General features: G+C 64.6%; 21 protein-coding genes and 1 other RNA gene. 10 read left to right on the plus strand and 12 right to left on the minus strand.

Annotated features, from left to right (window positions below; translation table 11 throughout):
• Positions 1-22: 22 nt before the first annotated feature.
• Together ACGYLA_RS00350 and ACGYLA_RS00355 are read right to left on the minus strand one after the other, a co-directional pair.
• The gene (locus tag ACGYLA_RS00350) at positions 23-844 is read right to left on the minus strand and encodes an alpha/beta fold hydrolase (protein WP_394429415.1); all 822 of its coding nucleotides are present in this window, start codon (positions 842-844) and stop codon (positions 23-25) included.
• A 124-nt stretch (positions 845-968) separates the two neighbouring features.
• The gene (locus tag ACGYLA_RS00355) at positions 969-1,469 is read right to left on the minus strand and encodes a cytochrome c family protein (RefSeq protein WP_271688362.1); all 501 of its coding nucleotides are present in this window, start codon (positions 1,467-1,469) and stop codon (positions 969-971) included.
• Positions 1,470-1,623: 154 nt separating this feature from the next.
• Here ACGYLA_RS00355 and ACGYLA_RS00360 point away from each other — a divergent pair, with 154 nt between their 5' ends.
• The gene (locus ACGYLA_RS00360; protein ID WP_209216552.1) at positions 1,624-2,481 is read left to right on the plus strand and encodes a prephenate dehydratase; all 858 of its coding nucleotides are present in this window, start codon (positions 1,624-1,626) and stop codon (positions 2,479-2,481) included.
• Positions 2,482-2,497: 16 nt separating this feature from the next.
• Here the strand turns inward: ACGYLA_RS00360 and ACGYLA_RS00365 are convergent, their stop codons facing one another.
• Positions 2,498-2,971: an SRPBCC family protein gene (locus tag ACGYLA_RS00365; protein WP_271688363.1), complete on the minus strand. Its 474-nt coding sequence runs from the start codon at positions 2,969-2,971 to the stop codon at positions 2,498-2,500.
• Between the two features lie 72 nt (positions 2,972-3,043).
• Positions 3,044-4,012, minus strand: a complete 969-nt coding sequence (nudC, locus tag ACGYLA_RS00370; RefSeq protein ID WP_394429417.1) for an NAD(+) diphosphatase — start codon at positions 4,010-4,012, stop codon at positions 3,044-3,046.
• Positions 4,013-4,177: 165 nt separating this feature from the next.
• On the opposite strand from nudC, the gene ACGYLA_RS00375 reads away from it, so the two are divergent.
• Positions 4,178-6,022: a 5'-nucleotidase C-terminal domain-containing protein gene (locus ACGYLA_RS00375; RefSeq protein WP_394429419.1), complete on the plus strand. Its 1,845-nt coding sequence runs from the start codon at positions 4,178-4,180 to the stop codon at positions 6,020-6,022.
• A gap of 37 nt (positions 6,023-6,059) precedes the next feature.
• Positions 6,060-6,157, plus strand: an RNA gene (gene ffs / locus ACGYLA_RS00380) — signal recognition particle sRNA small type.
• Between the two features lie 130 nt (positions 6,158-6,287).
• On the opposite strand, the gene ACGYLA_RS00385 is transcribed toward ffs, so the two are convergent.
• Positions 6,288-7,121, minus strand: a complete 834-nt coding sequence (locus ACGYLA_RS00385; RefSeq protein ID WP_394429421.1) for a neutral zinc metallopeptidase — start codon at positions 7,119-7,121, stop codon at positions 6,288-6,290.
• A gap of 63 nt (positions 7,122-7,184) precedes the next feature.
• Here ACGYLA_RS00385 and ACGYLA_RS00390 point away from each other — a divergent pair, with 63 nt between their 5' ends.
• The 4 genes from ACGYLA_RS00390 (at position 7,185) to recR (ending at position 10,432) form a co-directional block, all read left to right on the plus strand.
• Positions 7,185-7,547: a YidH family protein gene (locus ACGYLA_RS00390; RefSeq protein WP_394411230.1), complete on the plus strand. Its 363-nt coding sequence runs from the start codon at positions 7,185-7,187 to the stop codon at positions 7,545-7,547.
• A gap of 77 nt (positions 7,548-7,624) precedes the next feature.
• Positions 7,625-9,388, plus strand: a complete 1,764-nt coding sequence (locus tag ACGYLA_RS00395; protein ID WP_394429423.1) for a DNA polymerase III subunit gamma/tau — start codon at positions 7,625-7,627, stop codon at positions 9,386-9,388.
• 51 nt (positions 9,389-9,439) lie between these two features.
• Positions 9,440-9,784 (plus strand): YbaB/EbfC family nucleoid-associated protein, encoded by a 345-nt coding sequence (locus ACGYLA_RS00400; RefSeq protein WP_394429425.1) that lies wholly within the window; start codon positions 9,440-9,442, stop codon positions 9,782-9,784.
• A gap of 54 nt (positions 9,785-9,838) precedes the next feature.
• A complete protein-coding gene (recR, locus tag ACGYLA_RS00405; protein WP_067268574.1) occupies positions 9,839-10,432 on the plus strand; it encodes a recombination mediator RecR in 594 nt (197 codons plus the stop codon).
• Between the two features lie 75 nt (positions 10,433-10,507).
• Here recR and ACGYLA_RS00410 read toward each other — a convergent pair whose 3' ends face one another.
• From ACGYLA_RS00410 to ACGYLA_RS00420, 3 genes are all read right to left on the minus strand, one after another.
• The gene (locus ACGYLA_RS00410; protein ID WP_394429427.1) at positions 10,508-11,686 is read right to left on the minus strand and encodes a type III PLP-dependent enzyme; all 1,179 of its coding nucleotides are present in this window, start codon (positions 11,684-11,686) and stop codon (positions 10,508-10,510) included.
• 186 nt (positions 11,687-11,872) lie between these two features.
• Positions 11,873-12,994, minus strand: a complete 1,122-nt coding sequence (locus ACGYLA_RS00415) for an endonuclease/exonuclease/phosphatase family protein (protein WP_394429429.1) — start codon at positions 12,992-12,994, stop codon at positions 11,873-11,875.
• 119 nt (positions 12,995-13,113) lie between these two features.
• Entirely contained in the window at positions 13,114-13,893 is a 780-nt protein-coding gene (locus tag ACGYLA_RS00420) for a DUF1013 domain-containing protein (RefSeq protein WP_394418402.1), read from the minus strand.
• Positions 13,894-14,016: 123 nt separating this feature from the next.
• Here ACGYLA_RS00420 and ACGYLA_RS00425 point away from each other — a divergent pair, with 123 nt between their 5' ends.
• The gene (locus ACGYLA_RS00425) at positions 14,017-14,661 is read left to right on the plus strand and encodes a ribonuclease T (RefSeq protein ID WP_394429431.1); all 645 of its coding nucleotides are present in this window, start codon (positions 14,017-14,019) and stop codon (positions 14,659-14,661) included.
• Between the two features lie 162 nt (positions 14,662-14,823).
• On the opposite strand, the gene ACGYLA_RS00430 is transcribed toward ACGYLA_RS00425, so the two are convergent.
• On the minus strand, positions 14,824-15,834 hold the full coding sequence (locus ACGYLA_RS00430; RefSeq protein ID WP_394429433.1) for an NAD(P)H-quinone oxidoreductase: 1,011 nt from the start codon (positions 15,832-15,834) through the stop codon (positions 14,824-14,826).
• A gap of 97 nt (positions 15,835-15,931) precedes the next feature.
• Between ACGYLA_RS00430 and ACGYLA_RS00435 the strand changes: the two genes are divergently transcribed.
• Positions 15,932-17,161 (plus strand): class I adenylate-forming enzyme family protein, encoded by a 1,230-nt coding sequence (locus tag ACGYLA_RS00435; RefSeq protein ID WP_394429435.1) that lies wholly within the window; start codon positions 15,932-15,934, stop codon positions 17,159-17,161.
• Complete coding sequence (locus ACGYLA_RS00440; protein WP_394429437.1) at positions 17,158-18,264, plus strand: acetyl-CoA C-acyltransferase; 1,107 nt, start codon at positions 17,158-17,160, stop codon at positions 18,262-18,264. The genes ACGYLA_RS00435 and ACGYLA_RS00440 overlap by 4 nt, the downstream gene beginning before the upstream one ends.
• 31 nt (positions 18,265-18,295) lie before the next feature.
• On the opposite strand, the gene ACGYLA_RS00445 is transcribed toward ACGYLA_RS00440, so the two are convergent.
• The 3 genes from ACGYLA_RS00445 to ACGYLA_RS00455 all read right to left on the minus strand — a co-directional run bounded on the left by ACGYLA_RS00445 (position 18,296) and on the right by ACGYLA_RS00455 (position 20,208).
• The gene (locus ACGYLA_RS00445) at positions 18,296-18,841 is read right to left on the minus strand and encodes a biotin transporter BioY (protein ID WP_394429439.1); all 546 of its coding nucleotides are present in this window, start codon (positions 18,839-18,841) and stop codon (positions 18,296-18,298) included.
• Between the two features lie 61 nt (positions 18,842-18,902).
• Positions 18,903-19,499 (minus strand): energy-coupling factor transporter transmembrane protein EcfT, encoded by a 597-nt coding sequence (locus tag ACGYLA_RS00450; protein WP_394429441.1) that lies wholly within the window; start codon positions 19,497-19,499, stop codon positions 18,903-18,905.
• Positions 19,474-20,208: an energy-coupling factor ABC transporter ATP-binding protein gene (locus ACGYLA_RS00455; RefSeq protein ID WP_394429443.1), complete on the minus strand. Its 735-nt coding sequence runs from the start codon at positions 20,206-20,208 to the stop codon at positions 19,474-19,476. Before ACGYLA_RS00455 ends, ACGYLA_RS00450 begins: the two co-directional genes overlap by 26 nt.
• Between the last annotated feature and the right edge of the window lie 63 nt (positions 20,209-20,271).

The following is a 20,271-nucleotide window of genomic DNA, read 5'->3' on the forward strand; positions in this document are numbered from 1 at the left end:
CGATGTGGCGCCCCGCGTCCAATCACTGCCCGTCGACCATGCGGATCAGCGCGTTGATCTCATCCGCCAGCACCTCGGGGTGATCCTCGGGCGTGAAATGCTTGCCCCCTTCGATCCGGCGCAGGGGCGCATTCAGGTCTTTCGCCAACCGCTCGCCATATTCGATCTTTTGGAAGTCATCCGCAGCACCCCAAACGATCCGCGCGGGGATGTTGAGGGTGGGCAGCTTGTCCGCGATGGCTTTCGTGTCTTCCACGTCCAGCGACTGCGCCTGCCGGACAAAGGCTTCGGCCTCTCCGTGCTGCGCGTAATGCGGGGCGTGGGCGTCAAAGGCCGCCTCGGCGGCGGCGTCGGTCTCATGCCCTTTCGAGAACATCATCTTCAGCAACTGGTGGAATGAGCCATCGGGCGCATGTTTCGCCACGCCGCCGGTCTTGGCCACCGCGCTGACCAGCGGGACGGGCCACGAATCATAACTGATCGCATTGGTCAAAAGCAGCCCGCTGACCATCTCAGGGTGACGCACCGCCGCAATCTGCGCGACCCCGCCACCGAGGTCATGCGCCGCGAGGATCGCGCGCGTGATGCCCAGATCGCGCATCCAAGCGACCAGATAGTCCGCCTGTTTGGCGACCGAGATATCGCGGCCCTCGCCCTGCGGGATTGAGGCCCCATAGCCCGGCATCTCCCAAGCAAGCACCCGACGGCCCGTGATCTTGGGCGCGACATCCCGCCAAAGCGCGGGACAGGTGGGAATGCCGTGAAGCAGGATCACGGGTTCCCCCGCCCCCATCTCTTCCCACCGCATTTCGATTCCATCGACCGTGGTTTTGTGGCTTTGCATGGCGCGTCTCCTTTCGGTGTGGACGTTTCATGGCCCAACACCTCCGGGGATAAGACGTTCCGCCCCGCCCAAACGCAAAAGCCGCCCCGGAGGGCGGCTTTCTCTCACGCGATGGCGCGGGATATCAGTTGGAAACGCTTTGCAGGTAAGCGATCACGTCGGCGCGGTCTTCGACCTTACGCAGACCGGCGAAGCCCATGGTGGTGCCGGGCGCGTAGCCTTTGGGGCTTTCCAAGAAAGCGCTCAGCTCTTCCGGGGTCCAATCCCCTTCGAGCGAGGTCAGCGCGCCGGAATAGCCAAAACCGTCAACCGAGGCGATATCGCGACCGACGACACCGTCGAGGTGCGGACCAACAGCGTTGGACCCGTCGACCTTGTGGCAGGCGGCGCATTTGCGGAACACTTTCGACCCGCTGTCGGCATCGGCTTCGGCCATCACGGCTGCAAAATCGATCTCTTCGCCGCCATCGTCACCACCGGCGTCGGCCACTTCGATGACATAGGACGCTTCCCCATGTGCGTCGGCGTGGTAAATCTCTTCACCCGCCCATTTGCCCAGCAGAAGTACCAACCAGGCGCCGAATACGCCGGCTGCGATTTTGGTCAGGGTCATTGTATCGAACATGCGTCAGGGTCCATCACTTGGTATTGGCACCATGGGCGGGCCATGGTTCTTGGCATCGTTGCCCGCGTATCTATTGCTTTCCCTTGGCGCAGGCAAGGTGTAGTTACCGCGACCAATTGCCCTTCTCCGCGCCTTTTGCAGCAGGATACGATCCATGACCGCCCAGACCACGCCGCGCATCGCCTTCCAAGGGGCCCTTGGCGCCTATAGTCACGAGGCCTGCCTTCAGGCCTGCCCCGACATGGAACCGGTGCCCTGCCAATCGTTCGAAGGCGTGATCCGGGCCGTAAACGAGGGCCGCGCGGAACTGGCCATGCTACCGGTCGAGAACACGACCTATGGCCGGGTGGCCGACATTCACCGCCTGTTGCCGGAAAGCGGGCTGCATATCATCGGCGAAGCCTTCGTGCGGGTGCGCATCGCCCTGATGGCCCGCCCCGGCGTGGCATTGGAAGACATCAAACATGTCCGCGCGCATCTGGTGCTTTTGCCGCAGGCGCGCAGCTTTTTGCAGCAGCATGGCATCACCTCTGAGCCCGCCGCCGATTCCGCCGGGGCCGCCGCCGAACTGGCCGCGACCGAGGGCAGCACCGATGGCGTGCTGGCAGGCGAGGTCGCGGCAGAGATCAACGGCCTCACCGTGCTGGCCCGCGATATTGAGGATATGGACCATAACACCACCCGCTTTCTGCTGATGGCGCCCAAGATCGACCTTTCGCGCCGGGCCGAGCGGATGCTGACCACCTTTGTCTTTGAGGTGCGCAACATCCCCGCCGCGCTTTACAAAGCGATGGGGGGCTTTGCGACCAATGGCGTCAACATGACCAAACTGGAAAGCTATATGGTCGGCGGGTCGTTCACCGCGACGCAGTTCTACGCCGATATCGAAGGTCATCCCGAAGACCCGGCGGTGAAACGCGCGCTGGATGAACTGGGGTATTTCACCAACAAGCTGGAAATTCTCGGCGCCTACCCCGCCCATCCCGGCCGGGGCGCGCCGACCGGGATGTGAGGCGGGGCGCGCAGGCTCAGACCTTGACGCCGCCGGCGTAGCGCTCTTCCATTCCACGGGCATATTCCGCCACGCGGTCTTTGTATTTCTTGGTCAATGTCGTCTTGGCCAGTTTCAGCGATTGCACCCAAAGCCGCGCCGAAAGGGTCAGCGGTTTGACCTCAAGCGCCACCAGAACCCGCGTGCTGTTGCGCGACAGGGGCATCAGTTCAAAGGACATCTGCCCCGCCAACCCCTGCGACATGCTGTCGATCACCATCTCGTTGGGCCGGTCAAAGGTCACCATCTCAAGCGTCAACTCGCGCCGCTTTCCGCGCAGGGGGAAGACCGCCTTCCATGTCATCCCGACGCCGGGCTGATGCAGGGCATCGGCGCGCTGCACCTCGGCCCCGCGCCGCATCGCCGCCCGCTCAAAGCTTTCAAAATCGCACAACATGTCAAAGACCGCCTCGATCGGCGCTTCGACGTCTTCTTTGGTGGAGAATTTCATTCGGTCCGTTCCAATTCTTCTGCTCGCATTTGCCACCCCCGCCGCTTTGACCGGGCCCGTAAGGACGGTGTATTAGGTCAGTGTATCCGCAAGCCAGTTTTCCAGCAAGAAATGCGCGATGGCACCGCGACGGGCGGGCAAGAGGCGCGGGTGGCTTCCGGCGAAAACATCCATCATCTCTTCGCGGGTGACCCAAAGCGCGTCTTCAATCTCAACCGGATCGATGGTCAACTCCCGGCTCAGCGCCTCGCCTGCGCAGCCCAGCATCAGAGACGCCGGAAAGGGCCATGGCTGGCTGGAGAGGTAACTCACCGCGCCGACCGGCACGCCCGCTTCTTCAAAAACCTCCCGCCGCACGGCGGCCTCTACCGTTTCGCCCGGCTCGACAAAGCCAGCCAGCAGCGAATATATCCCCTCGGGCCAACCGGGGGAACGGCCCATGAGCACGGAGTTGCCGTGGGTGATCAACATGATAACAACCGGATCGGTGCGCGGAAAATGCGCGCCGCCGCAGTCGGGGCAGACCCGCTGCCAGCCGCCCTGCGCCAGATCGGTGGCACTGCCACAGCGCGCGCAATAGCGGTGGGTCTCGTGCCAGCCGAGGATCGCCTTGCCGCTGGCGGCCAGTTCGGCATCGCGCGGATCGAGCCATGTCATCACCCTGCGCAACTCGGCAAAGGCCATGTCATCGCCCAACAGTGGATGGCGCTGTTCGCTGGGGTCAAGGAACGCGCCCAGTTGCGATTGATCCAGATCGGGGGGTTCCCAGCCCGAGATATCCACCGCAAAGCGCGGCGCCCCATCCTCGCGCCCCAGCAAGATCGCCGTGCCTTCGGCCTCTTGCAAGACGGGGTGATCCATCGCCAATCGCGCCAAAGCGGCGGGGCGTTCGGGCGCGATCAGCGGCTTGCCGCGCCAAAAGACCACCGCCCGGGCCGCCGGGTCGGCGCGCAGCTGCGCCAAGGCTTCCGGATTGCCACGTATCTCCCCCGCCCGATCAAGGGCCGAGCCTCCAAAGGTTACCGTCTCCGCGTGACGCATGGCGCTCTCCCGATACAGGCCCGATACAGGCTTTTGGCGTTTTGCCCAGCCATGCCACGGCGCATGCGAGAATGGCAATCCCAAGCCCCCTTGCCAGATCGGTTGAAATCTGGTCATATCAAAACATCTTTAAGTTGCAAAATTTAACGAGTACTTACCTTTTCGGTGAACAGGCGCAGCACATATGCCTCGACCGGTGTCGTTCCCCCTGAGGGTGGCATCCCGGCCGAGGCACGTCTGCGCATACTGGCCACGACGGACCTGCATATGCAGATCGTGGGGCATGACTATGTGGGCGACCGTTCGGTGGGCCATCACGGGCTGGCCGGAATCGCCACCTTGATCCGCACCGCCCGGGCAGAGGCGGCGGAACAGGGGGCCGCCTGTATCCTGCTCGACAATGGCGATCTGTTGCAGGGCAATGCCTTGGGCGATCAACTGGCGCAGATGCCGGTCACCCATACGCATCCGCTCGTCGCCTGTGTGAACCATCTGCATTATGACGGTCTGGGCTTGGGCAATCACGACCTTGACCATGGGCTGCCCTATCTGCGCGCTGTGGCCGGGGCGCTGGACATGCCGTTGATCTCGACCAATCTGCATCTGACCGACCCCGGCCCGCTGCGCCGTTGGGCCGTCGTCTCGTGTCTGCTGCCTGCCGTTGCGGGGCATCCCTCTTCTCGGCTGCGGGTGGGCCTGCTTTCGGTCCTGCCGGGCCGAACCGCGATCTGGAACCGCGAGGTTTTGGAGAATGAGGCCGAGATCACCTGCCCGCTCGAAAGCCTGCGTGCTGCCGCCCAAACGCTGCGGGCGGAGGGGGCCGACCTGACCGTGTTGCTGGCCCATATGGGCATTGCCCAGAAAGAAGAGATCACCGCCGAGGAAGACATTTGCGCGCTCGCCCAGATCGAAGGCATCAATGCGGTGATCACCGGCCACACCCACCTTCGTTTTCCCGGAGAGGATCATGGCCCGCGTGACGGGGTCGACACGCAGACGGGCACGCTATCCGACCGCCCTGCTGCGATGCCGGGGTTTGGCGGGTCTGACTTGGCGGTGCTGGATCTGGCCCTTCAACGGGACGCGCGAGGGGCCTGGACGGTTTCGGGTCATGAAAGCCACCTGCGCGACAACAGCGCGCAAACTCTGGCCGACCCAATGGTGCTAAGGGCCGCGCGGGTCAGCCACATCGGCGTGCGCAGGCATCTGAAGGAGGTGGTCGGCCATACCGACACCGCGCTGCACAACTACTTTGCCCTCGCCATGCCCACCCCCATCGATGCACTCAGCGCCCGCGCGCAGGCCGAGGTGATCCGCCAAGGCGTCGCGGGCACGGCGGACAGCGAACTCCCAATCCTCGCGGCCACGGCAGCACATACGGCAGGCGGGCGCGGTGGACCGGGGCATTTCCTGCATATTCCGCCGGGCGCGGTGCAACGCCGACATATCGCCGGGCTGGTCCCCTATCAAAATGCGATCTGGGCGCTGCGCCTCACCGGTGCCGACTTGCGGCGGCGGCTGGAGAAAGCGGCGGAGGTGTTTGCGCCGCTCGGCAGTGCCGATGGTCCGTTACTCGATCCCTGCCGCCCGCCATTCCACTGTGACACGATCTTTGGCGTCAGCTATGCAATAGACCCACGTCGCCCCCGCGGCAGGCGGATCACTGCGCTGTCATGGCAAGGGGCACCGGTGAGACCAGACCAGAAGTTTCTACTCGCGACCAGCCAGTTCCGCGCGGCGGGGGGCGGCGGGTTTGACCGCACGGCGAAGGATGACGTCGCCCTGCGCAGCCCGCTCCCGCTGGCAGACGCGCTGATTGCCGCTCTCGCTACGCCGCAGGCGTGCCCATGGTCCGACGCGCCGCCATGGCTCTTCGATGCGGCGGGGGCGCAGGCGGTTCTCTATACCTCGCCCGAGGCCCTGCCCTTCTTACAAGACATCGCCCATCTGTCGCCCACCCCGCGCGGCATGACCGCCTCGGGCTTCGCCCAAATCGCGATCCGCTTGTGAGGCTTGCACTTCGCTCCATGCCCTCCTATATGGGCCTTGAGAGGTTGGTGCGGGCAAGCGCCTCGCCAACCCGGTCAGATCCGGAAGGAAGCAGCCGTAACGAGCCCCGCTTGGGTCGTTATCAGCCTCTCACCACCGTCGCATTGCGCAGCAATGCGACGCCCCGGCAGTCGCTTCGCAGAAGCGATGAGAGGGGTAGCTTCTCTTAATAAATGATGCATTCGAGAGGCGAGATGCCCCGCCCGTGGGGACCACGGGCACCACCTCACAACCGATCCGCCTCAAACGTATCGCAGGCCGCAATCTGGCCACTCTCAAACCCGCGCTCAAACCAACGCGCGCGCTGCTCTGACGTCCCATGGGTGAAAGTATGCGGCTGCGGCACCTGACCGGCCTGCCGCTGCAGATGATCGTCCCCGATCATCCGCGCAGCATTCAGCGCCTCTTCAAGGTCACCCTTCTCCATCAGTCCTTCGACGTTCGAGGCCCAGATGCCCGAGAAACAATCGGCCATCAGTTCAAGCCGCACGGTCAGGGCATTCGCCTCAACCTCGGAAGACTGCTGCCGCATCCGGGCCACCTGCGGCAGAACGCCGATCTCGTTCTGGACATGGTGCGCGACCTCATGGGCAATCACATAGGCCGCCGCGAAATCGCCCCCGGCACCAAGGCGCTGGTCCAACGTGCGGAAAAACGCGGTGTCGAGATAGGCCATATTGTCCGCCGGACAGTAAAACGGCCCCGTCGCGCCCGAGGCCCCGCCGCAGGCGCTTTGCGTCACATTCTCAAAGACCACAAGCTTGGGCGGCGTATAGGTTTCACCCAGCTGTTCTTGGAAAATACGGCTCCAGACCTGCTCGGTCGTGGTGAGCACACGGGCGGCGAAATCGACCTGCGGGTCTTCGCTGTCGCTCAACGGGCGGGACTGTTGGACCTGACCGCCGCCTTGGCCGGTCAACAGCGGCGTCACGTCGATGCCGGTGAAATAGCCGATGGCCATTACTGCCAAGACGCCGACCAACCCAAGCCCCCCCGCCTTGCCGGCCTTTCCACTGCGTCGGATGACATTCTTGCTCCGCCCAATTCCACCCAACCGCATGAACCGTCCCTCGTTTTGTCAAAGCCTATTGCCACATGAACGCGCAAGGCGCAGTTTGGTTCAATGAGTGATAAGAATGACCTAGCCGAAGACCGCACCGACTGGGCCGAGGACCGCACGATTCTCGCCAATGAACGCACCTTTGCGGGCTGGATGCGCACCGGCATGGCCGCCGTCGCCGTGGCCATCGGTCTGCGCGCCGTTTTCGGTGAGTTCGAGCCGACATGGGTGGCGAAAGCCGTGGCCTCGGTCTTCATCTTAGCCGCGCTCTACGTCTATTGGGCCGCGCAGGCGTCGGCGGCGAAAACCCAAAGGCGGCTGAGCGACCATCACGCCAATGCCCAGCCCAACAGCCGCATGAAGGTTCTGGCGGCGATCCTCGCCTTTGCCTCAGCCGGGGTCGGCGCGATCCTCTGGATGCTCTGAGCTTTCCGCAAGCACGGTAGACGCCACGGCGCGGAGCGCATAGTTTACGGCCTTGACCGAATCCGATCTGGGGCACCATGACAGATACATCCGCCTACCGCGTTCTGGCCCGCAAATACCGGCCCGAAACCTTTGCCGATCTCGTTGGCCAAGACGCCATGGTGCGCACGCTGAAAAACGCCTTCGCCGCCGACCGGATCGCGCAGGCCTTTGTGATGACCGGCATTCGCGGCACCGGCAAGACGACGACGGCGCGGATCATCGCCAAGGGGATGAACTGCATCGGGCCGGACGGCAACGGCGGGCCGACGACTGACCCCTGCGGCGTTTGCGAACATTGCACCGCCATCATGGAAGGCCGCCATGTCGACGTGATGGAGATGGACGCGGCATCGAACACCGGCGTCGCCAACATCCGCGAGATCATCGATTCGGTGCATTACCGCGCCGCCTCGGCCCGGTACAAAGTCTATATCATCGACGAAGTGCACATGCTCTCGACCGGGGCGTTCAACGCGCTGCTTAAGACGCTGGAAGAGCCGCCGGAACACGTCAAATTCATCTTCGCCACCACCGAGATCCGCAAGGTGCCGGTGACGGTTCTGTCGCGCTGCCAGCGGTTCGACCTGCGCCGGATCGAGCCCGAGGTGATGATCGCGCTCCTGCGCAAGATCGCCACCGCCGAGAGTGCCGAGATCACCGATGACGCGCTGGCGCTGATCACCCGCGCCGCCGAAGGCTCGGCCCGCGACGCCACCTCGCTGCTGGACCAAGCGATCAGCCACGGCGCAGGCGAGACCGGGGCCGAACAGGTGCGCGCCATGCTGGGGCTGGCGGACCGTGGCCGAGTGCTGGACCTCTTTGACATGGTGCTGCGCGGCGATGCAGGTGCCGCGCTGACCGAGCTTTCGGCGCAATATGCCGATGGGGCCGACCCGATGGCGGTGCTGCGCGATCTGGCCGAGATCACCCATTGGGTCTCGGTCGTGAAGATCACGCCCGATGCCGCCGAAGATCCCACCATCGCCCCCGAGGAACGCGCCCGCGGCCAGCAGATGGCCGAGACCCTACCGATGCGCGTGTTGACGCGGCTCTGGCAGATGCTGCTCAAGGCATTGGACGAGGTCGCAGCCGCGCCTAACGCGATGATGGCCGCCGAAATGGCCGTGATCCGCCTCACCCATGTGGCCGATCTGCCCTCGCCCGAGGAACTGGTGCGCAAGCTGCAAAACAGCAGCCCGCCCCCGGCCCCCGGCCCCGTAGGCGGCGGCAACGGCGGGGGCAATGGCGCCGCCCAGGGCAGCACCGGCGCGCAAGCCGTGCAACAGGCGCAGCAGCGGATGGCCTCCAACCCCGGCCCGCAGGGGCAGACCACGGCACTGGCGCAAGACCTCAACGCTGCGCTGGCGCGTTTCCCGACATTCGAACATGTGGTCGAACTGATCCGCGTGAACCGCGACGTGAAACTGCTGGTCGAGGTCGAGACCTGCGTGCAGCTTGCCGCCTACCAGCCGGGCCGCATCGAGTTTGTCCCCACCGACGACGCGCCGCGCGATCTGGCGCAGCGGCTGGGGCAGAAACTGCAACTCTGGACCGGCAACCGCTGGGCCGTCTCACTGGTGAACGAGGGCGGGGCCGAGACCATCGCGCAGGTCCGCGACGCGCGTGAACTGGCGCTGAAAAAACAGGCCGAGGACCACCCGATGATGCAGGCGGTGCTGGCGCAGTTTCCCAAGGCCCGGATCACCGCGATCCGCACCCCAGAAGACATCGCCGCCGCCGCCACGGCAGAGGCGCTGCCCGAAGTCGAAGACGAATGGGATCCGTTCGAGGACGGTTGATCCCCCGGCCCCCGCGCCACATATAAACGACAACGCAACAAGGAGACCCAGATGCTCAAGGGATTAGGCGGCCTCGGCGATATGGCCGGGATGATGAAAAAAGCGCAGGAAATGCAGGGTAAAATGGCCGAACTGCAAGAGGAGATGCACAACATCACCGTCGAAGGTGAATCAGGTGCGGGCCTCGTTAAGGCGACATGCTCCGCCAAGGGCGAGCTGAAGGGTCTCGACATCGACCCGTCGATCTTCAACAAAGACGAAAAGGAAGTGGTCGAAGACCTGATCCTCGCCGCCATCAAAGATGCGCAGAGCAAAGCCTCGGAACGTGCGCAGGCCGAGATGAGCAAGCTGACCGATGGCATGGGCCTTCCCGCGGGCATGAAACTGCCCTTCTGATCCCGGTGGGGCGGGCCGGTCCCGCCCCTCTTTCAACGCCCATAGGTGCCATTCTTGAGCTCTACCCGCGATATTGACGCCCTGATCGAGCTGATGGCGAAACTGCCCGGCCTTGGCCCCCGCTCGGCCCGGCGGGCAGTGCTGCACCTGATCCGCAAACGCGCGCTTTTGCTGACGCCCCTGTCCGACTTGATGCAGACCGTCGCCGCCACGGCACGCGAATGTCTGAACTGCGGCAACGTCGGCACCGCCGACATCTGCGATATCTGCACCTCCGAAAAACGCGCGAACGGAGAGCTTTGCGTGGTCGAAGACGTGGCCGACCTCTGGGCGATGGAACGCTCTGGCGTGTTCAAAGGGCGCTATCATGTGCTGGGCGGCACGCTCTCGGCGCTTGACGCCATTGGCCCGCAGGAATTGCGCATCCCCCGTTTGGTGGACCGGATCGACACCGAGGGCGTAACGGAAGTGATCCTCGCGCTCAATGCCACGATCGACGGGCAGACCACGGCGCATTACATCGCGGATCAATTGGAAGACCGCGTGCGGCTGACGTCGCTCGCCCAAGGTGTGCCGATCGGCGGGGAGTTGGATTACCTCGACGACGGGACGATCACCGCCGCGATGCAGGCGCGCAAGTCGCTTTAACCCCCAGAATCAAAGCGGGCCGCCCGCTCCTCCCAAAGCAGACGGCCCTTTTCCGGGGCGACGCAGATCGTGCTGTCAGAGCACGATCACATCAAGCGGCGGAAATCCGTTGAACCCGACCGAACTGTACGAGCTTGTGTAGGCTCCGCAAGCACGAATCATCACTTTGTCGCCATCGCGCAGGGCCAGAGGCAAATGGATCGGGCGTTTTTCATAGAGAATATCCGCCGAATCGCAGGATGGGCCGGCCAAAACGCAGGGTCCGGTCTCTTCCCCGTCATGCGGTGTGACGATCTGATAGCGAATCGCTTCGCCCTCAGTTTCCGCCAGACCCGAGAAACGACCGATATCCAGATAGACCCAGCGGTGCAGATCGTCCGCGGATTTACGGCTGACCAGCATGACTTCGGCGGCGATATGCCCCGCCTCCGCCACCAGACCACGGCCCGGCTCTGCCATCACCTGCGGGACATCGCCAAAGCGGGCTTTGACGGCGCGCATCACAGCGGCAGCATAAGCGCGGGGGCCCTCGATATCCTCACCATAGAAGGCCGGGAAACCGCCGCCGAGGTTCAGCAGTTGCAGGTCATGGCCATCGGCACGCGCGGCGTGCCATAGCGGCGCGACTTGATCCAACACCGGGTTCCAGAACTCCGCCTTGCGGGTCTGCGAGCCGACGTGGAACGACAGGCCAAATGGCACAAGACCCACGGCCACCGCATGGTTCACAAGCGCAGGCAGCGCCGAACCGGCACAGCCGAACTTCCGGCTGAGCGGCCAGTCGGCCATGGAGTTTTCAACGATCAGCCGCAGATAGACCCGCGCGCCGGGCGCATGGGCGGCGATCTTGTCCAACTCGGCTTCGCTGTCGGCTGCGAACAGGGTCACCCCCGCCGAATGGGCGAAAGCGATGTCCGAAGCGCGTTTGATGGTGTTGCCGAAAGAGATGTTCCCGGGCTTCGCCCCTTGGCTCAGGCACAGCTCAATCTCGGCCCGCGAGGCCGCGTCGAAGCCGGAGCCTTTCTTGACCAGCAGACGAATGATCTCGGGGGCCGGGTTCGCCTTGACCGCGTAGTGGATATGCGCGTCGCCCAAGCCCTTGTGCAGCGCGTCATATTGCGCGGCCACGCGGTCACGGCTGATCACAAGCGTCGGCTTGTCAAAGCTGTTGGCGGCGATATAGGCCGCAGCCGGGTCGGCGTGAAAGGACGGTGCGGCGCGCAGGGCGCCGGGTACTGTAGCATTCATGGTCATCTCCAAAGAGCAGGTGGGGCTGGTTCCCCGCGTGTCGTTTCAAGAGACGTTACCGTCGCTACATAAACGCGGGTCAGTCAGAGTGGGAACTGACCGGCCAGAGGCGCGTGCGTTGGCGTCTGTAACGCGCCACATACGCCGTTTTTGGATTCGTACAAGGGGTAAAATTGCCCCTACGGCAAATTGTTAGTTTTCCTCGTCTTCCCAATCGCTGCCGATGGGATCGCGGTCTCTTTTCCGTTCTTCTTTGATCATATTCTTGGCTTCCCGCTCTTCTTCGGGGTCGGTTTCTTCGGGGTCGCTCTCGGCGGCTTCGGTCTCGGCCATGGCGAGGACGAACCACATCGGGAAGTGGTCCGACCCGATCTTGTCCAAGCGGTCCATCTCTAGCAGACGAAACTGCGGATCGTGGAAAAGGTGGTCCAAAGGCCAGCGCATCCAAGGCATTGTTGCACTGAATGTGTTGTACATGCCGCGCCCCACCCGCGGGTCCAAAAGGCCCGAAAGCCGCTGAAAGCGCCGGGTCGTGGTCGACCAAGCCACATCGTTCAGATCCCCCGAGACCACGGCGGGCAGCGGGTCCTTCTCAGCCTCGATACCGACCAAGGCGATCTCACTATCGCGCCCTTTGGTGTCATGTTCGATCACGGGCGGTTCGGGGTGGACGACGTAGAGGCGGAAATCCTCCCCCACCGGCAGGTGAACACGGGCGCGGATGGAGGGCACCTCTTCGGTGACCAACTCGCGCACCTCGACCTCCGACAGCGGCAGTTTCGACATGAGGCAAAGCCCATAGCCATTGTCGAGCGGCACGTCGACGCGATGCTCGTAGTTCTTACCCAGACCGTCATCCAGCGCGTTGATCCACGCCTGATCCACCTCGATCGCCATGAAGATATCTGGCACCCGCGCCTCGGCCAATGCGATCAGCTTGCCATAGTCGCGGTTGGACATTTTGACATTGGCGGCCAGCAGGCTGAAATGCCGGTCCGTCGCGCGGCGCAACTCGGGCGAGGCCGCCAAGGATTGCTTGCGCCACAGCGGGGTGAACTTGGTGATGTAAAGTGCGTGAAGCGCGGCGACACCCAGCATCAACGCGATCCCGGCCATGCCCGAGGGTGTCGTCACCCCCTGCGACAGTGCGAACCCGATTGCCAGCAACAGTGCCAAGCCGAGGAATTGTTCCCGAGGAAAGGCCAGCCCGCGGATCGCCCCGAAGGGCAATTTGCTCAGCGGCAGCAGGCTGCCCAGTATCAGCACCCCCGCCAGTCCCCAGATCACCAAGTCCAATGCCGTTTCCAAATCCATCCCCCGGCGCGCCACGCCTTTTCTACAAAGCAAAACAGGGCGCCGGAATACCCGACGCCCTGTCATTCTAACACATCTTTACGGCGAAAGTTCCTTTCGCCACACCGCTTTGAGGGGGCTTAGCCCTTGGCTTTGTCTTCGTCCTCATCGTCTTCATCGGTGCTGTCGGGCAGCGAGAAGAAGCTGTCGGCGTCAGAGTAATCGCCCTTGGTGTGGCTCTCTTCTTCCTCGTCATCCGTGGTGTTGCCGGAGAGGGTGAAGGTTTCCAGCCCTTCAATGGCCGTGGGGATTTTCGGCTCGCTGTCCATGCCGAGGCTCTGCTCGGTCGAAACCAGCTTGCGGCGTTCGTCGTCGTTCATCACCTCGCCCGCGGCGGCCTTTTTCGCGGCAGCCTTTTGCACGGCGGCGTCAAGCTCGGACTGTTTGCACAGGCCCAGCGCGACCGGGTCGATCGGTTGGATGTTGGCGATGTTCCAATGCGTGCGCTCGCGAATCGCTTGGATCGTCGGCTTTGTGGTGCCCACCAGTTTGCTGACCTGACCGTCGGACAGTTCGGGGTGGAACTTGACCAGCCACAGGATCGACGCCGGGCGGTCCTGACGTTTGCTGAGCGGAGTATAGCGCGGGCCGCGGCGTTTCTCTTCGCCTTCGGCGGCGGCGTTGAACTTGAGCTTCAGCTTGTGCAGCGGGTTGTCCTGCGCCGCGTCGATCTCTTCCTGCGTCAGCTGGTTGTTGGCAACCGGATCAAAACCCTTCACCCCCTGCGCCACGTCGCCATCGGCGATGCCCTGCACTTCGAGTTCATGCATGCCGACGAAATCGGCGATCTGCTTGAAGCTGATGGTGGTGTTGTCCACGAGCCAGACGGCGGTGGCTTTGGCCATAATCGGTTTTGCCATTTCACTCTCCTAAAAACGCAATTTTCCCGTCGCCTGAAAGGCTGTCCTGCTTGGCAGAACGGTCTCCATTGTCGGGGAAGTTGGCGGCTGTATACTGGCTCAAACGTCATAAGGGAAGACCCAATGCGGCCACTGCGCGCCTGTCTGCTGATCCTCGGGCTGATCGCCCCCACCGCCACGCTGGCCGAAGGGGAGCGTTCGGGTGAATTTGACTACTACGTCATGTCCCTGTCATGGTCACCCAATTGGTGCGAATTGACCGGCGACGCGCGGCAATCTCCGCAATGCGACGCCGCGAAAGACCACGGTTGGACCCTACATGGCCTCTGGCCCCAGTTCACACGGGGATACCCGTCCTATTGCCAAAGTGGCCGTCGCCCGCCCAGCCGCGCCCAGACCGGGGCGATGGCCGATATCATGGGCACCGGTGGCTTAGCATGGCACCAGTGGAAGAAACACGGTTCTTGCAGCGGGTTGGACCCAGCGGATTACTTTGCCCTCTCGCGGGAGGCCTATGCCCGCATCAAGCGCCCCGAGGTCTTTCGCAAGCTCGACCGTACCGTGTCCCTCCCCGCCGCGGTGGTGGAAGAAGCCTTCCTCAAAGCGAACCCGAACCTGACCGCGCGGGGGATCACCATCACCTGCAAGCAAGGGCACATCCAAGAGGCCCGCATCTGCCTGTCCCGCGAGCTTGAGTTCATCCCCTGCGGGCCGGACGTTCGGCGGGACTGCACGCTTGATAACGCGCTGTTCACCCCTCTGCGCTAGACCCAACCGGGCCGATAGTCTGGCGAAAGCGGGAGAGGCGTAATTTCCTCCCCCGCATTCAATGCCTTTCGGCTCTCTCTCCAACACGGGTGGTCAGCGTCCCGGCCACCCGTGCCTTCAGTAAACGAATTACTGGTTAACAATCCGTTACTGTCTCAAGTTTTACTGATCTTCTCCGCCTTGCAGTTCACCGCCCACCTTCAGGACGATCTTGCCGATATGGCCGCTGGCTTCCATCCGGCGGTGCGCGTCATTCGCCTCGGACAGGTCATAGGTGCTGTCCATCACCGGCGCGACGCGGCCCTGCTCCAACAGGGGCCAGACATTCTGCAAAAGCTCCTCTGCAATCCGCGCCTTGGCCAAATCGCTCTGTGGGCGCAGGGTCGATCCGGTCATGGTCAGGCGGCGGGTCATCAGCGTGACGAAGTTCACCTCTTGCTTGGCCCCTTGCAGAAACGCGATTTGCACCAGCCTGCCGTCCTCGGCCAAAGCCTTGAGGTTGCGGTTAATATAGCTGCCGCCCACCATGTCGAGGATCACATCCGCGCCGCCCTCGGCCTGCACGACATCGACGAAATCCGTATCCCGGTAGTTGATCGCCACCTCGGCCCCCAGCTTCATACAGGCCGCGCATTTGCTATCGGTGCCCGCGGTCACGAAAACCCGCCCGCCCAAGATGCGCGCCAGTTGGATCGCCGTGGTGCCGATCCCGGAAGAGCCGCCGTGGATCAGCACTTTCTCCCCGGCCTTCAGCCCACCGCGCATAAAAAGGTTCGACCAGACGGTAAAGAAGGTCTCAGGCAGGCAGGCGGCCTCTTTCAGCCCCATGCCTTCGGGAATGGGCAGGCAATGCGCCGCGGGGGTGGCGACATATTCGGCATAGCCGCCGCCGGGCAGCAGGGCGCAGACCAAATCGCCCGGGGCCAGCGTCGTCACCCCCGGCCCGACTTCGACCACCTCGCCCGAGGCCTCCAACCCCGGCAGATCGCTGGCGGTGGCGGGCGGCGCGTAGCGGCCCGCGCGTTGCAGCGCATCGGGGCGGTTCACCCCGGCATAGGCGACCTTGATGATGACCTGACCGTGTTTCGGCTGGGGCCGCGGGCGGGTGGTGCCTTGCAGAACGTCCGGACCGCCGGGTTCGGTGATTTCGATTGCACGCATGGTCTCTGTCATGTCTGAAGTATCCTCGGGTCTGGTTTCGCCGCAGCCTAACGGGCGGCCCCGGGGCGTGCACCCGGAATTTGAGACCCGACGGAAGAGGGAGAGGCGGATGCGCGGGCAAGGCAGGTTCAAATGGCATAAGGCCGCGCGGCTTTACGCAGGGGAGCGCGAATTGCCCCGCGCGCCCGAAGGCCAGCACAACAGCTTCCGCGCCCTGCCCGCCACTCCGGCCTTCGACGCGCTGGCCGCCCTCACCACAGCGATCACCCAGCAGGCCCCCTTTTGCCTCAGCGACCGCCCCCTGCCCGATGGCATCTCCTGCCCGCCCGCGGCCTTTCTCACCCTCACCGGCGGCGCGTCGGGGCGGCCCAAGGCGGTCCGCCGCAGCCAAGCCTCTTGGATCGCCAGTTTTGAGGTCAATACCGACCGTTTCGCCCTTACCCCCCGCGACAGCGTCGCCGTGTTGGGGCAGCTCAGCCATTCGCTATCGCTCTATGCGGTGCTGGAAGCGCTGCATCTTGGCCTTGATGCGCATGTGCTGGCGGATCACGCCCCTCGGCGGCAGGCAGAGCGGATCGCCGAGGCCGGGGCGACGATCCTTTACGCCACGCCGACGCAGCTGCGCCTGCTTGCCCGCGCTGCCGCCGCCCCGCTGCCATCGCTGCGCTTGGTCCTTTGCGGCGGCGGCGCGCTCGATCCGGCGACCCGGGCGGCGGTGGGGCGGCTCTGCCCCCAAGCGGCAGTGCATGTTTTCTACGGCGCGGCAGAGACAAGTTTTATCACGCTGGCCGATGCCGATACGCCCGAAGGCGCGGTGGGCCGCCCCTACCCCGGTGTCGAGCTGCGGCTTATGAATGCTGAGGGTGAACCCACAACTGATGTTGGTGAGATCTGGGTGCGCAGCCCCTACCTCTTCGATGGCTACGCCCTGGGCCCCAGCGATGAGACCCGCTGGCGGGAGGGCTTCGTGACCGTGGGTGAGATGGGCGCGCTGGATGCTAAGGGCAACCTCTGGATCAAGGGGCGGCGGCAGCGCATGGTGCAGATCGCAGACCAGATGGTTTTCCCCGAAACGGTAGAGGCCGTGATCAGCGCCGAAACCGGCCTGCCCTGCGCGGTTCTGCCCCGAGACGATGCGCTGCGAGGGCAGCATCTGGTCGCGGTAGTCGAAGCCCCGGCAGGAGAGCCGCCCGCCGAAGAGATCATTGCCCATTGCCGCGCGACGCTCGGGCCCCTCACCTCCCCCCGGCGCATCTATTTCTGCTCTGACCTGCCCCTGCTGCCCTCGGGCAAGCCCGACCTGCGCGTTCTCTCGGATTGGGTGGAGGGCCAAAGGTGACCCGCGCCTATATCGTCTCGGCCTGCCGCAGCCCGGTCGTCCCGCGCGGCGGGGCGCTGGCGCATCTTTCCCTACCCGCGCTTGCCGCGCCGGTCCTTTCTGCCGCCCTCATCCGCGCGGGGCTGGACCCTGCGCAGGTCGACGAGGTGATTTGCAGCACCGCCCTCGGCCCCGGCGGCAACCCCGCGCGCAGCATCGCTTTGGCCGCGGGGCTGCCCGAACAGGTGGCAGGGCTTAGCATCGACCGGCAATGCGCGGGGGGATTGGACGCGCTGGCACTGGCGCGGCAGATGGTCCTTTCCGGTGCCACCGATATCGTCGTGGCGGGCGGGGCCGAGAGCTACTCTCGCCAGCCGCTGCGCTACCGCACCTTCGCCGATGGCCGCCCGGCTGAGGCCTATACCCAAGCGCCCTTCACCCCGTGGCCCGAACGCGACCCGGACATGGCGGAGGCCGCCGCGGCGCTTGGCCGGTCCCAAGGCATTTCCCGCGCAGCACAGGATGACTGGGCCGTGGAAAGCCATGCGAAGGCCCGCGCACAGCCCCCAACCGAAGCGGAACTGGTGCCGCTCGCAGGCGTCTCAACCGATGCCTTCACCCGCCGCCTCACCCCCGCGCTATGCAGCCGGGCCAAGGTGCTTTCCGGCGACATCACCGCTGCCAATGCCGCCGTCGCCGCCGATGCCGCGGCCTTTTGCGTCGTCGTGTCAGAGCGGGTGGCAGCAGACCTCGCCCTGCCGACAGTCGAACTCATCGCAGCGGCGACGAAGGGCAGCCGCCCCGAAGAGCCGGGACTGGCCCCATTGGTGGCCATCGGAAGCGTCTTTCGTCAAAGCGGATTGAAAGCCAACGACCTGCACCGCGCCGAGATCATGGAGGCCTATGCCGTGCAGGCCATCGCCTGCGTCACCGGCGCGGGGATCGCGCCGCGGATCGTCAACAGAGGTGGCGGCGCTTTGGCGCGCGGGCATCCGATTGGCGCATCAGGCGCGATCAATGCGGTGCGGCTTTGGCATGAGTTGGTGGCGCGGGGATCGGGCATCGGCTTGGCGGCGATTGCCGCCGCCGGGGGGATCGGCTCTGCCGCGCTGATGCGGCTGTAGCGGCCCGCCCGTGGGGAGCGGGCCAAATCGTTTAGCTGCGCGACAGCAGGCTCGCCGGGCGCGCTTTGGCCAGACCGGAGGTGATGAACCCCGCCAGCACGGCCTTGATCAGGTCACCGGGGACGAAGGCTTGGACCAGCAGGGTCGCCTCGACCAGCGTTTTGTTCAGCGTCATCATCATGCCGAAGATGCCGAAGGCATAGACCGCGAGGATGCCGCCCAGGACCGCCGACACCCCAGCCGCGAGACCCACCGGCGCGCTGCGCCACTGGTCCATGATGAAGCCGGTCACGAAAGCCCCGATCGGGAAGCCGACGAGGAAACCCACGGTCGGCGAGGCAAAGACGCCCAGACCGCCACGGCCCCCGGCCAGAAGCGGCAGACCCAGCGCCACCAGCGCCACAAACAAAAGCGCCGCAAGGCCACCGCGCCATGCGCCCAGCACCGTGCCACACAGCATGACACCCAGCGACTGCGCCGTGATTGGCACGCCGAAGCCAAGCGTGAATTTCGGAATCAGGCCCAGCGCCGCGATCAACGCGGCAAAGAGGGCGATCATGGTCAGATTGCGTTCCATTGGAAGGATCCTTGGGTTGAATTTTCCATTGCCTAGGCCACCCCCCTGCCCCGGTCAAGCATTACAGACCGCCCCGCGCGCGCAGCGCCTCGGCCACATGTTCGGCGTCATCGATGGCCAGAACAGTGAAGGGCATCACCACGCGCCAGCCCGCCCGCCTGCGCGACCGCGCGCGCCACGCCAGTGTCAGCATCTGCCCCTTGGCCGCCAGCACGGGGGTAAAGCGCACCACCAGCGCCACGGCCAACTCAAGGCTGCGCGTGCGCAGCCCGAAACGGCGCAGCGGAGCGGCGAGCCAGTGCACCACCCCCATCATATCGCTGAGCTTCGTGGTCATGGTGACGAGGTTCGCAAGCCCCACAGCGGTGACCATCCGCAGCGCGATTACAAGCCCCGCCTCCGCATCGTCGGTCAAGACATGCCACAGCAGGATCAGCCCGACGAAAGGCCAAAGCATCCACAGACGCCCCAACCCGGCCCGCAGGAAGGCCCGCCCCGGCAGGGCATAGAGCAGCAGCATCCCGGCACAGAAGAGAATTTGCCAAACCGGCTCCTCCACCCCGAAGAGCAGCAGCGTGGCCAGGCAGAGCGCCCCCAGCTTGGCCCCGGCGGGCCAGCCATGGGCGCGGGTCTCAACCGGCGAGGTCAGAGAGATCATCGCTCGCCCCCAATTCCTTCATCCGCGTCTCAAAGGCGCGCAGCACCGGGCGGGCGCTGCCTTGCTGGACGACCTCGCCGCGCTCTAGCCAGAGAACGTGATCGTATGCCGCCACCGCCGCCGGATCGTGGGTGATATGGACCAGCGTCAGCTCCAGTCCCGCCAAAACCCGTTCGAGGTGCAACCGCGTGGGGATGTCGAGCCCGGCAAAGGGTTCGTCCAACACCACCACCCGCGGCTGCATCGCCAAGACCGCCATCAGGCAAACCAACTGCCGCTGCCCTTGGGAGAGTTGGTGAATCGATGCCTGCGCCCAATGGCGCTTGTCGAATTGACCAAGAATCGCCGCCACGCCCCGCGCGGCCTCGGCCTTGGATTGGCCCATCTGCCGCAGGCCGAAGGCGATTTCCTCTTCCACGGTGGGAAAGATGATCTGATGGTCCGGGTTCTGAAACAGGATGCCCACCGCCCCGATCGCGCGGCGGCGATCGCGGGCCACATCGACCCCGGCAATCCGCACCTGCCCCTCATCAGCGGCCACCAGCCCCGATAGAACCCGCGCGAAAGAGGTCTTGCCCGAGCCATTGCGGCCCACGATGCCGATCCGCGCGGCATCGGAGCTCAGGCTCACGCCCTGCAGCACCGGCGTGCCGCCGGGGGTGTAGCTGATGCTGTCGATATCGATGAGCGGAAGGGTCGCGTTGATCATCGGGCGCCTGTGGTAAAACCGGGTGCCCCGCCCTACCACCTGCCGCGCGGGCGGGAAAGTCCG

The sequence above is a fragment of the Sulfitobacter sp. 1A13679 genome (genome assembly GCF_043557115.1).
In the GTDB taxonomy this organism is placed as follows: Bacteria; Pseudomonadota; Alphaproteobacteria; order Rhodobacterales; family Rhodobacteraceae; genus Sulfitobacter; species Sulfitobacter faviae.